Annotated in this window: 10 protein-coding genes and 1 tRNA gene; 2 read left to right on the top strand and 9 right to left on the bottom strand. The window is 37.9% G+C overall.

Features of this window, described 5'->3' with window-relative positions:
* Positions 1–74 precede the first annotated feature (74 nt).
* The 4 genes from ACFSR8_RS01495 to ACFSR8_RS01510 all read right to left on the bottom strand — a co-directional run bounded on the left by ACFSR8_RS01495 (position 75) and on the right by ACFSR8_RS01510 (position 2,661).
* Positions 75–527 (bottom strand): 6-pyruvoyl trahydropterin synthase family protein, encoded by a 453-nt coding sequence (locus ACFSR8_RS01495; protein ID WP_380288337.1) that lies wholly within the window; start codon positions 525–527, stop codon positions 75–77.
* Positions 528–655: 128 nt separating this feature from the next.
* Positions 656–820, bottom strand: a complete 165-nt coding sequence (locus ACFSR8_RS01500; protein ID WP_186561207.1) for a hypothetical protein — start codon at positions 818–820, stop codon at positions 656–658.
* A gap of 9 nt (positions 821–829) precedes the next feature.
* Positions 830–2,164, bottom strand: coding sequence for an MATE family efflux transporter (locus ACFSR8_RS01505; RefSeq protein WP_380288340.1), 1,335 nt, complete (start codon positions 2,162–2,164; stop codon positions 830–832).
* Positions 2,161–2,661 (bottom strand): GNAT family N-acetyltransferase, encoded by a 501-nt coding sequence (locus ACFSR8_RS01510; protein WP_380288343.1) that lies wholly within the window; start codon positions 2,659–2,661, stop codon positions 2,161–2,163. The genes ACFSR8_RS01505 and ACFSR8_RS01510 overlap by 4 nt, the downstream gene beginning before the upstream one ends.
* Positions 2,662–2,705: 44 nt before the next feature.
* Between ACFSR8_RS01510 and ACFSR8_RS01515 the strand changes: the two genes are divergently transcribed.
* Complete coding sequence (locus tag ACFSR8_RS01515; RefSeq protein WP_380288345.1) at positions 2,706–3,500, top strand: universal stress protein; 795 nt, start codon at positions 2,706–2,708, stop codon at positions 3,498–3,500.
* 109 nt (positions 3,501–3,609) lie between these two features.
* Here ACFSR8_RS01515 and ACFSR8_RS01520 read toward each other — a convergent pair whose 3' ends face one another.
* The gene (locus ACFSR8_RS01520; RefSeq protein ID WP_380288347.1) at positions 3,610–5,208 is read right to left on the bottom strand and encodes a phytoene desaturase family protein; all 1,599 of its coding nucleotides are present in this window, start codon (positions 5,206–5,208) and stop codon (positions 3,610–3,612) included.
* A 708-nt stretch (positions 5,209–5,916) separates the two neighbouring features.
* Here ACFSR8_RS01520 and ACFSR8_RS01525 point away from each other — a divergent pair.
* Positions 5,917–5,990, top strand: a tRNA-Ala gene (locus tag ACFSR8_RS01525).
* A 34-nt stretch (positions 5,991–6,024) separates the two neighbouring features.
* Here ACFSR8_RS01525 and ACFSR8_RS01530 read toward each other — a convergent pair.
* The 4 genes from ACFSR8_RS01530 to ACFSR8_RS01545 all read right to left on the bottom strand — a co-directional run bounded on the left by ACFSR8_RS01530 (position 6,025) and on the right by ACFSR8_RS01545 (position 12,781).
* A complete protein-coding gene (locus tag ACFSR8_RS01530) occupies positions 6,025–7,656 on the bottom strand; it encodes a glycerol-3-phosphate dehydrogenase/oxidase (protein WP_380288349.1) in 1,632 nt (543 codons plus the stop codon).
* 55 nt (positions 7,657–7,711) lie between these two features.
* Positions 7,712–8,551: an alpha/beta hydrolase family protein gene (locus ACFSR8_RS01535; protein WP_380288351.1), complete on the bottom strand. Its 840-nt coding sequence runs from the start codon at positions 8,549–8,551 to the stop codon at positions 7,712–7,714.
* Positions 8,548–11,307, bottom strand: a complete 2,760-nt coding sequence (locus ACFSR8_RS01540) for a PD-(D/E)XK nuclease family protein (protein ID WP_380288353.1) — start codon at positions 11,305–11,307, stop codon at positions 8,548–8,550. The genes ACFSR8_RS01535 and ACFSR8_RS01540 overlap by 4 nt, the downstream gene beginning before the upstream one ends.
* Before the next feature lie 73 nt (positions 11,308–11,380).
* A complete protein-coding gene (locus tag ACFSR8_RS01545; RefSeq protein WP_380288354.1) occupies positions 11,381–12,781 on the bottom strand; it encodes an OmpA family protein in 1,401 nt (466 codons plus the stop codon).
* Between the last annotated feature and the right edge of the window lie 20 nt (positions 12,782–12,801).

The following is a 12,801-nucleotide window of genomic DNA, read 5'->3' on the forward strand; positions in this document are numbered from 1 at the left end:
CTGAATGTTTGAAATCCCCGACGCAGGAGGGATTGAGTAGTGAAAGCCCGACCCTTGTGGTAGCGCCAAAAAAATTAATCTTGATCATAAGCAAACCACTCTGCAAAACTGGTGGCGGTTTCCTGGAGCTTTAGGGAATGCAGTTTGATATTTTCGGGGAGGCGCGCTTTGATTTTCTTGGCAAAATCGATGACCATCATTTCGCTGGTGGGCTGGTAATCCACCAGTAAAATATTGTGCCCTCGGGATTCGAGTTCCCTGGCCAGTTCAACATGTGGGGTGTTTTGGTTGAATACCGTGGCGTGGTCGAAAACATTGACGATTTCCTCTTTTACGATTTTTTTCAGGTCACCAAAGTCGATGACCATCCCGTATTTTACGTTGCTGGTGTCGGAGATGGGCTTGCCTATAACCGTAACATCGAGGCGGTAGCTGTGGCCGTGAACGTTTTTGCACTTGCCATCGTAGCCCCAAAGGGCGTGGCCGGTCTCAAAGGAAAATTGTTTGGTGATGCGGATGTTGCTCATTTGCGAAATATTGATAGGCAAATATACTATCTTCTGCGTTTTCGATTGACAATATAGACGATAATTAGTACGAGGGCGAGGAGCAAAAAGAGGCCGTTGCCCCCTAAAAAGTTGAGAATATCCATGGGTTATTCTTGGCGTTTTTTGTTGTAATAATAAATTAAATAGGCAATACCTATAAGTACCGCAACGGGCAACATGGCACCGATGAGCACCCCGATTTCGTAACCGCTGTCGGGGGCGTTTTTTAGTTTTTCTTCAATGTCCGGTATTTGTTGCAGACCAAAAATCATGGCGCAAAGTTAATTGTTTTTGACGAGTGGATTAAACTGTTTTCGGAAAATGATAAGTAAAGGGAATGCACGGGCGATCATCCAAAATGTGAGTGCGATAAAGATACCGTCAAGTTTTAAATCTGCATAATCCAAACCGTAAAGTATGGGGATGAAAACTAAAAACGTAGCCAGCAATAGCACATTTCGGAGGGTTGCCATTTTACCAAGTCCTTTAAAAACACCGTCAAAAATAAAGGCTATGGCGCAGATGGGTTGCATTATAAGCACTATCCAAAATACGTTGTAAAAGCGTTCTAAAACTTCAGGTTCTTTGGTGAAAAGGATACCAATGGGCTTATAAATAATGAAGCCAACCAAAGTGAGGACGAGACCGACCATGAGTCCTATCCAAATTAGCTTTTTGTTGAGATTTACTAAATCCCTGTAATTTTTTGCACCGAACAGTTTTCCAGACATAATATTACCGGCACCAGAATAACCATCGATAATAAATGCACCCAAAAACCACAGATTGATGGCAATAGTATAGGCGGCGATGTAGTTTTTGCCATACCCGGTTGCAAATCTAGTGGCAAAATATAGGGTGATATTAAGGGCCAGTGTTCTGATAAACAAATTGACAATCATAATAATGAAGTGCCATATTTCTTTATTAAACGGGAAGGTTGGAATAAGCGGAATACTTGTTTTTTTCAATAGGAAATATGCTGAAAATAACGCCATCAAGATTTGGGCAATAACACTGGCGTAGGCGGCGCCCTCTATATTCATGGGTTCAATAAATCCTGTAATTCCGTAAACCAAAACAAAGTCTAAAATTATATTGGTTACCGCCCCAATAATAGCAATAATCATAGGGTGATAGGTGTTTTGCAACCCTCTAAAGGTTCCAAAAACGGCAATGGTGAATAGGGTGAACGGAAAACCAAATACCCGAATTTTATAATACAAAACGCTGTAGTCCAATATGAGGTCGGAGGCATTGTATAGCTTAAAAATTTGGTAGGCAAAAGGGTAAGTGCCTATAATAATTAAAATACTTAATGAGGTGACAATAAAAATAGCCTGCGCCGGCAGGTTTTTAACGGCACTTAAGTTATCTGCACCCAAGTACTGGGAAACGATGGCCGAAATTGCACTGCGGGTTTGGCCCAATATCCAAATAAGCATGGACAGAAAGGTGCCAACAATTCCGACGGCTGCCAAAGATTCAACCGCGTTGGTTTCAATGTTCCCAACGATGGCTGTATCGGTAATCGACAAAATAGGTTCCGATATACCTGAAATCAATGCCGGAATGGCCAGTTTGTTAATTTGTTTTAAGCTGATGTCAGTATTCACAGGACAAGTTCGTAACAATGAAAAGGGTGTTCGCTTTGCTTTAGAAAGTAGACATCCTCCAATTTTTTGTAGCCACGAAGTTCGTAAAACTTTTGGTTTCTTTTGTTCAGCGAAAAGGTATCTAATCTTATGGAAGTATAGCCGTTTTCTATGGCGAATTTCTCGGCAAACTGAATCAATTTTTGGGCATAGCCTTTCCCTTGAAATCTTGGATGAACCGCCAATCGATGGATATAAATATTGTTTTCATTTGGAGTGAGCCATTTTATAGGGAGATAGACTTCATCCATAAAAGTTGATATCGTGATACAGCCAATAATTCTTTTTTCAACCTCAAAAACATAACAGGCGTTGTGCTCGATGTCTTTTTCAAAGGCTTTGCCGTTTGGATAGCTTTCATTCCACTGGAAAATGCGCTGCGAAATCAAGTGTGCGGTGCATGCTTTGGTCATCTCTAAGATGTGATCAATGTCGGGCTGTACTGCAATTCGAATCATTAAAATGTATTACTTTTGCCCCAAATTTATTGTAAATTTTTGTTATGAAGAATATTTTGGTTCCTGTGGGCAATTCAAAAAATGCGGCTAGCCATCTACAGTATGCAGTGGATTTTGCCAAGGCTTTTGGAGCTAAGGTTTTTGTGGTTCAGGTTTATAATGTGTTTACCAAAGCCGGTACGATGATAAAAGTAGACCAAATCATCGAACATGAAAGCTTAAGGCTTTTGAACGAATTGGTTTTCAAAATTGATACAAAGGGCGTTGATGTGGTTGTAAACTGCTTAAAAGGGGATTTAATTGACACTTTAGAACTGGCCTGCAAAGCGACCGATGCAGATTTAGTATTGATTGAACCAAGAACAACTTCAATAAAGGACGAAGTGTACTTGGGAAAAACTTCAGGAAAAATTATAAAACAAATGGATGTGCCTGCGTTGATTGTTCCCGAAGGTTACAAATTTTCGGAGCCATCCAATATTTTAATGGCGGTAAAATCTGCCATTATTAAAAAGGACAATGTATTGCAAACCCTAAAGGATATCAAGGCCAAATTCAAAGCTAATGTAGATCTATTATTAGTAAAAACCCCCTATCATAAAAAAGGTGATTTTGATGTAAAAGCAGAGCTGTCTTCGGTAATTAGAAAGACGACCAAAACTGAAAATGCGACTACGTTTCAGGGCGTACTAGAACATTTTCAATCCCATAATCCCGACATGCTTTGTGTGGTAAGGCGTAAACGTGGATTTTTCGCCAAGAAATGGGAAAAGAATACAATTCTAAAAAAAGATTTTCATAGTTCTATCCCTGTATTGGTGTTGAGCGGATTAAAATAAGATCATGGGGATGAAGCCAGCTGGCTAGAGCATTTGACTGGCAGTCAAGAGGGCGAGGCGGTTAGAATCTGATATCCTTCACAATAAGAAGAATAAAAACCTTATTTAATTAATCCCGGAAGTTGCTTGCTTCTTTAAACAAGAGCCTAGATTTCATTTTTAATATGGTTGTGGCGCATAATATCCCCGAAAGCATCGCTCCAGAAACCCCAACTAAAGTAATATCTTGCCCAACCAATCGCAATCCCTTTATGCGTGTTTTTGGTCTTAAAAAAGGAAGCTTAAATCTGTTAGGAGTATGTTCTAAGCCATAAATCTCGCCATGCTCATAGTTTGAAAAATGCTTAGTAGAGAGTGGAGTAGAAACTTCGGTTACAATAACATGGCCCTTAAGTTGTGGAAATAAATGATAAAGCTTGTTAAGCATAGTGGTTTCAAAATCTGCTTTCAGTTTTTTGTAAGATGCTTCACGTTTCATCCAAGGCTGGTTTTCATATTTAGAAAACCAATCATAATGACCTACGGATATGGCCTGAATCGTTGCTTTTTGGTCATTTTTAATATCCCACTCTGGGTCTTTAGCCGATGGAAATGAAATATATGCGAAATTATTCGGAGCATCCGAAAGTGTCGTTTTTTCAATTAATTCATCTGTGTTTTCATGGGCATAATACCAAACATTATGTTTTGGCAAATTTAATTCAACACTGGATTTATCAAGTCCAATGTATAAACAAATATGTCCTGTTGAAGGTTTTACATCTTTTATGTTGAATTTACAATATTGTTTTGCCTTTTTAGAAAGTAAGTGATTAAATGTATTGTTTACCCCTACATTACTAATCACATTGGTACAATCTATAACAGTATTATCTACTTTAATCCCCGTTACTTTGTTATGCTCTGTTATAACTTCTTGCACATTTGCATTAATAAAAACCTTACTTCCTAATTTATTTAAAACATCTATAATTTTACTGCTAATTTGGTCAGCTCCTCCTATTGGATAATATCCCCCTTCCATAAAATGAGAAATAACCATGGCATGGGCAGCAAAACTACTGTACTTAGGTGAAAGTCCATAATTACCACATTGACCACATAGTACAGCAATAAGTAGCTTGTTTTTTGTAAGTTTACTTAAAACTTCCCATGTGGTTTTTTGTGAGTACTTTGCATAACGTTTTCTAATTATCCAACCTAAAGATTTGCTTAACCAAGGTTCAAACACTTTTTCAAAAAAGTATAATGCACCACGTTTGTTTGCTTTAGTGATAAGCTTTAAATAACTTTTAATTGCTTGTTCTTCATCCGGAAAATAGGCAACAAGTTGTTTGAGAAAATTTTCTTTACCAGCTCTAAATTCGTATTTTTTATTTCCAATATACACTACATCGTAGACGTCTCCTACATACTCCCACTCCAATTTTCCATCAGTAATAAGATTAAACATTGCAAGTAACGGCTCACTTTTGTTCAAATTTCCAACATAATGAACACCAACATCCCACTGAAAACCTTGTTTTCTTTTAAAACTATGTGTAAAGCCACCCGGAACATAATGACGCTCCAATACAGCAACTTTTTTACCAGCTTTAGCCAACCAAGAGGCAGTTGTTAATCCGCCAATACCTGAACCTATAATTATATAATCATAAATGGAAAAATCAATATTTTCAGAAAATGGTTCGTAGTTTTTTTTAACCATCAAGCGTTTATTAGTATTCTATTGTCTATAACTACCGCAGGGTTTCTGCCCATCTTTGGAAATTGTAATTTTTGAATCTCTTTTTACGGTGAAATTGAATATCTGGAGTTATAAAAGTTTGGCTCTAAAATAATCTTTTATATTTTGAAGTAATATGTCTAATGGACTTAATGTCGAATTTTTTATAAATGTTTTGTCTTTACTAATTAGAGGAAGCTAACAGGTAATTATGCAGTAAAAGATAAATCCAATTTAGATTTTCATTTAGGAGAGAAGGAAAGCGTGTTTTTGGTAATGGTATGGGAAAGAAAAATATTGAATTACTACCAAGCTCTAAAACATTTTTTTCAATTAGTTTCCCAGGTGAAATTACATTTTATATGAATGAAAAGGGAGTTTTCAACAGTATTACCATTAATATTGGCAAAAAGATAAAGGCGTATAGGGTAAAATACCTATAAATATACATAGCTTGATAAAAATGTATTGAGGTTATTTCAGGGCATTATTTATAGCAGATAAACTCATAAAAGATTTGAACCCATCAAAGTTGATAAGTAAGTCTTTAATTATATTTATTGAAGTTAAGAAGATGATGGGTTTTTGCGCCTAAATGCATACATTTGCATCAATATGCAGGTAAATGCAACATAACCTAATTGTTGCAAAAAGTTTGTAATACCTCCGCATACTAGAAACAAATTCAATGGGGATGTAGCTCAGTTGGCTAGAGCGCTTGACTGGCAGTCAAGAGGTCGTCGGTTCGAATCCGATCTTCTCCACAAGGCGATAAAGGCTCCATTTTTGGAGTCTTTTTTATTTAAAATCGGTATCATAAAAAGTAGTCGCGTCTTTCAAGGCCAGATTTAATTTTTCGATTTCTTTTTGAGCTCTGTTATCGTTCCAATTCAAGTATCCTGAAATATCTTTTAAAATGACATTTTTGTATTCGTGAATACTTTCTATATCGAAATACAAACGGCCGGTTCGTCTTATAAAAAAATCATTCAAACTATTGACCATTTCGTAGTGGACACCAAACCAAAGCTCGGCTCGAATTAGTTTTTCCTGTACGTCCCCAGACTTAAAATCTGAAACTTTACCTAGGATTATATCCGTCTGCTTTCCATAGTATGAAGTTAAATACCAGGCGTAATATTTGTCTTTTAAGCCCAAAACAGCCAACTGTTTTTCAATATCAAGTTGATAGGTTTGAACGTCCTCGGTAGTCTCAAGATGCGGATGAACAAGTGTTAGGGTGTCGGTATTTGGCTTTTTAATATTCAATTCATCTGCCTTGGGGTTGGCCTTCAAAATGGCCTCCAAGGCGCGAAACGCCATTTTTCTATAACCTGTTAGCTTGCCACCAGCAATAGATATAAGCCCGCTATCGGAAATAAAAATCTCGTCTTTTCTTGAGAGTTCAGATGCGGTTTTATCGTCTTCATGAATCAAAGGTCTTAAGCCCGCCCAGCTAGATTCAATATCGGCAATGTTCAGATGGATGGTTTTGAAAGTGTTGTTTACGGCATTTATAAGATAATGGGCATCAGCTTTTGTAGCCACAACACGATCCAGGTTTGCGGAGTAGTCTGTGTCGGTGGTGCCAACATAGGCGGTTTTGCCTCTGGGGATTGCAAATACCATTCTTCCATCCGGCACATCAAAATAGATGGATTGCCGTATGGGTAATTTTTCAAAAGGGAATACAAGATGCACACCTTTAGTGAGGTGAAGCTTTTTTTTATGAGTTGGATGATCTTTTTGCTGGACGGTATCTACCCAAGGGCCCGTTGCAGACAAGAAAGTATTGGCCTTAATCTCAAATAAACTAGAAGTGTTGGAATCTATACAATTAATGCTCTTAATTTTTGAGTTGCCGCCGTAATTGAACGAGGTCATTTCGCAATAATTGATGATTGTTGCACCTAGGTCATTGGCTTTTTTTAAAATTTCAATGGTCAATCTTGCATCATCCGTACTATATTCGGCATACAGCCCCCCGCCAACTACAATACTTGCATCAAGTAAGGGTTCTTGTTGTAACGTTTGTTGTTTATTGAGCATTTTTCGCCGATCCTCGCCTTTTACATCGGCTAAAAAGTCATAAACCTTTAAACCCAGAGCTGTCATTAGTTTGCCGTAAGTGCCGCCTTTAATCAATGGCAAAAGCATTTTTTGAGGTGTTACCAAATGAGGCGCCAAACTATGTACAATGGCTCGCTCAGAGCCCGACTCCCGTACTAGACTAATCTCAAAGTTTTTTAAATAGCGAAGGCCACCATGAATCAGTTTTGTGGATTTATTGCTGGTGCCTGAGGCGAAGTCATTTTTCTCAATTAAACATATCTTAAGCCCTCGGGCAGTGGCATCCAACGCGATTCCTGCGCCGGTAATACCTCCTCCAATTATGGCCAAGTCGAAAGTCTCGGAAGCAAGTTTCTGCACCTGCGAGGCTCTATTTAGAACAGAAAAATGTGAAACCTTCAAAGTATTAATGGTATTAACTGATAAAGTCTTTGATTATAAGGACGACTTTGTCTAATTCTTTCGAAATGCTACCCTGCTTCCATGGATGTTTGGTATTAAAAACATGGTCAGCACCTTTAATAATTTCCAGCTTACTGCTGGGATTCCATTTATGCAGATGGTAAGCTTCATCAATCAAAACACTGGTATCATTATCCCCATGGATAATAAGATATGGGATATTAAGATTGGAGACGGCGCATTCAATTGTTAAATGTTCTTCATTTTTAATAAAATCCTCATAAAACTGATAGTAATGTGGCATTTGTTGCTTTGTTCGCCCGTTTACCACATAAACTACGCCGTCCTTTTTCCATTGGGCAATATCCGTATTCATCGGATACCTACTTCCGTAATCACTTACTCCTGCCAGGCTGATTACTTTGGTAATTCTGTTATCTTCCTCGGCTGTAATAGTAACAATCCCTCCACCACGACTATGACCAATTAGTGTCATATTCTTGAGGTCTATTTCTTTTGAATAAGCCTCATTTTCAGAAATCCAATCGATTACGGAGCTTAAATCGTCTAGCTCTTTTGAGTAATTGTTATTCCCAAAAGCTTGCAAATCAGGGAAGTCAATAGGTTGCTGTACCGTACCGCCATTATGCGAAAAATTAAATTTCACAAAGAAAAACCCGCTGTTGGCAAAAGCTTTGGCCATCAAGTCCCATGCCCCCCAATCTTTAAAGCCCTTATAGCCATGGCAAAAAACAACAACGGGCTTCTGTTCTCCATTTGCATTATAAAATACATCGGTCAAAATAGGCTTTTGATGTTTTCCTTCAAGGATAATATTTCTTGTGATGGTCATGGCTTTACTTCTTTTTCTATAAAATTGATATCAGGATTACAAATTTCTGAAATAAGTCTTTGCAATTCTATTTCAAAAGACTTTAAGGTGTCTTCGGTAATCGAAGAGTCTTTTTTCCCTCTTGCACTTTCCTTTTTGGCAAATTTTAGAAATCCAGAATTTAGATTTTTAAATGAAATAATTCCAGCCTCAATCGGGAGTTCTATTTTCTTGGAAGCAAACATCATGTAGGCATAGGTCAAAATTTGAAAACTTTTACTATACTTTTTATAATCTGTAGTGATAGCTTCCCAATCCACAATTTCCACTTGGTTTTGCTGTACGCTCCCCGTTTTATAATCTATAATGCGGACGGTGCCATTATACAGGTCTACCCTATCTACCTTTCCGGTGAGTTTCACGGGACGTTCAAACGTGGGAATTTCTATTTCAATCTCGTTCTCGGCCTCGATTTGAAGAATTTTTATGGCGTTTCCCGCTTTGATATCGTTGATTTCAACATTCAAAAAATTGTGAACATAGCGTTTGGCGATTTCAAATACGATGAGGTTTTTTCCTTTTGAAATATCCCCTTCCTTATATTCATTTTTAAAGTGAAATGTTACACGTTCCTCTATTTTCGGCTTCATATTTTTAACGCTGTCTTCCGTTAGGAATTGGTCAATATATGGGTTGTACAAATCCTCAAGCGCATTGTGCACAACGGTTCCCAAAGTATTCGCTGCCACGGTTTCTTCTACGTCATCATATTCGCGGATTTTCAAGATTTTTTGATAGTAGAAATCAATAGGGTTTCTGATGTAACTAGTTAGAGAAGATGGTGAAAATCCTTTTTGGGCAACCTCAAAAATATCCTGCATCAAACGGTCTGTTTTTTTAACTACAATGGGCGAGTTCTCGACAACTGGTACTTTGGGCACAATAATTTGGTGATTAATTTTATGAATTCCTTCTAGCTCAAGCTGGGTAATAAAACGGCTTTTTTCACCCCCGATTAAAACGTCCGCTTCGGTGTTGTATAATATGAAAACATTTTTTGCCCGTTGTATCAGGTGGTAAAAGTGATACGTATAAACCGCATCCTTTTCCTTATATGTCGGTAAGTTATTTTCTAATTTTACATCAAACGGAATGAAGGAATTTTGGCTTTTTCCTGCGGGCAGGATACCCTCGTTAACCGAAGAAATTATAACGGTTTCAAAATCCAGTACACGAGATTCCAACATTCCCATAATTTGTAGGCCTTGAAGCGGTTCGCCTTGAAAATCCAAAGTCTCCGAGTTGAGGAGTTCCTTGTAAAGGTCGTGCAAAGTCGAAATATCTTTTATATGTTCATGGCCGTGGTTTAGCCGGATGAGTTCGTTAAAGAGCTTATTGAATCGGAAAAGGTATTCCAAAGCAAGAAGATTTGATGCTTTGTCTTTGTCCAGATGACCTTTAATGAAGAGAATAAGTTTAGTGCATTTTCTCAAAGCCGCATTTATGGAAATTGACCAACCCGAAAATAGTAAATCCAAAATTTCGGCACTTCCTGTGAAGATTGCCTTAAGTTGTTCAATATTCAAATAGATCAGGTTGTTGTTATTAATGGTATCGATGCCCTTTGAGGCATAGTCTATGTTCTCGTGATGGAACAACGGCCTTATGAATTGGTGTGAAATGATATTTATTACATCTTTAAAGTAGAAAGATTTTGATGTTGTTTTGTGTAAATTGAAAAGTGCTTCAAAAAGTGAAGTCAAAGGAATGGATTTTAATGGAAAACCCATAGTAATGTTTAAGGCACCAACGGTTGTTGGTAGGGAATTCAACACAGGAATCAATAGGTTTTCATCTCCCAACACCACTGCCGTATTTTCCAAAGTGTGGTTTTTATTTTGTAAATCCTTTAAAATGGAACCGATATATTTTGCTTGACCAATGTGTTTTGGGATGCCGAAAATGGATATGGTTTTTTCTTTGGAATAATTATCCGAAATCCACTTAAATGGGTTTTGTTTAAAATAGGTCCATTTTCTTTTGTGCTGGCGCATAAATAGCCCAGCATCATGAAACCTGCGCTCCATAAATACGTCGTCAATATCCCAATATATTTTGGCCAAATCGCTCTGAAGCAGTTCTTGAATAATGGTTTCTTCAGAAGTGTTAAGAGCATTAAAACCCAAAAACACATGCTGTTTTTTGGGGTTGGTTTCAATATAGGCTTCCAAATTTTCAACGGCTTCGCTGTATATTAAGCCTTGATATCCAGCTTTTTTATCGATGAGGTTTTCGGTAAAGTGCGCGTAATAGCCAAAAATCTTATTCCAAAAGGCCAAATACTTTTTAACGAACTCGGTTTGCTGTTCTTCTAATGACCAATGTTTTAAATCCTGAATAGCACTTAAATAATTGAAAATTTGCTCCTGAGGGATTAGATACCGGTCTATTTCATTAAAATCCTGTAATAGGATTTGTCCCCATTTTGAAAAGGATTGAAAATCCTCTGCATGTTCTTTTTTGGTAAGGCCCAAATATGAATTGTAAAACTCAAATAGGAGCTCGGTATTTGTCAATAGTTTAAGATGAGACAATTCTTGGACAAACTCCTCAATACTGAGTATCTCTGGCGCAAATATGGTTTCATTTTCAATATTTGAAATTTGACGCTTTAAGAAAATACCTGCACGTCTGCTGGGTAGAATAAAGGTGAGCGCTGAGAGTGAAGTGTTGTGTTTTTTTAGGTCAAGTAAAACATCGGTGATAAAGGAAGCCATAGCATAAAAATAAAAAACGCTTCGGGATAACCGAAGCGTTTTTCAAACTTATTATTTTTAAAATCGACTTTGCTTACTTGGCTAAGTTGATTTCTACACGTCTGTTGTTAGCTCTACCAGCTCTAGTTTTGTTAGAGTCAATTGGTTTAGACTCTCCATAACCAAGAGCAGATAATCTAAACGCATCAATACCGTGGCTTGTTAAGTATTCCTTAACAGCATTAGCTCTAGAATCAGATAATCTTTGGTTAAGCTTTTCGCTACCTACACTATCAGTATGACCTTCAACCGTAAATTTGGCTGTTGGATATTCCTTAAGGATTGCGATGATATCACCTAATACTTCTTCCGACTGAGATTTGATAGTAGATCTACCAGTATCGAACAAGATTGTTTTAGCATACTCATTCAAAGTTTTTTGAACTTCGGCAGATACTTCAGGACAACCGTTGTTAGCTACAGTTCCTTTAACTTCTGGACACTTGTCATCTTTGTCAAGAACACCGTCACCATCTTTATCTGGCCATGGGCATCCTTTATTTGCAGCAGGACCAGCTTCGTTAGGACACTTGTCGTCAGCATCAGTAACACCGTCACCGTCAGCATCTGGACATCCAGCTAAAGCTTTTAAACCAGCTACAGTAGGACAGTTATCGTCTTTGTCAACAACACCATCACCGTCACCATCAGGACAACCATTGAATTCAGCAGGACCAGCCTCATTAGGACAGTCATCTTTGCTATCTTCAATACCATCACCATCAGTATCAGGACAGCCATTGAAAGCTGGTAAGCCCGCAACGTCTGGACAAGCATCGTCTTTGTCGTAAATACCGTCTCCGTCCGTGTCAGTTCCACCGAATTTGATAGAAAGCCCAGCAGAGTGCTGGAAGTGTGTTTGTAAATAATCTTCAAATGCGTGCTTGTAAGCCGTTTGAAGGGTTAAACCAATATTTTCATTGAACCAAAAGTTCAAGCCTAAAGTACCATTCAAGGTTCCGGCACCAATATCGTCAATCCAAGTGTAACCACCACCAACACCAACGAATGGATCTACGGTTTTCCAATCCAAAGCTTCTCCGATACCATATTTAATAGTACCATCAAGTCCGTAGTATGCTAAGTCGTCTACAGTTCTTGCTACTTCAGGGTTAGATCCAGGAACGTCACCCCACTTATCAATTTTGTTTAAAGATCCAGTAACTCCAAAAGAGAATCCATCTCCTACGTACTTAGAAACAGAAATAGTAGATAAGGAAGGCAAAATATTCCAGTGGTCTTCAGCGTTAAAAATTTCATCAAAGATGGTTTCGCCAAACTGAGATTGACCTACTACACCGTCTCCAGAAGGATATGCATCCACTGCATTTACCCCAATGGAAATTTGCCACGGGTTGTTTTTGTCTTGCGCATTTATGTTGCTATAACTAAGTACAAACAACATAGCGAACAATAATCGGCTAAGATTTTTCATATTCAAAAGTTTAATTTTTA

This window comes from Hyunsoonleella rubra (assembly GCF_042684665.1).
Classification (GTDB): domain Bacteria; phylum Bacteroidota; class Bacteroidia; order Flavobacteriales; family Flavobacteriaceae; genus Jejuia; species Jejuia rubra.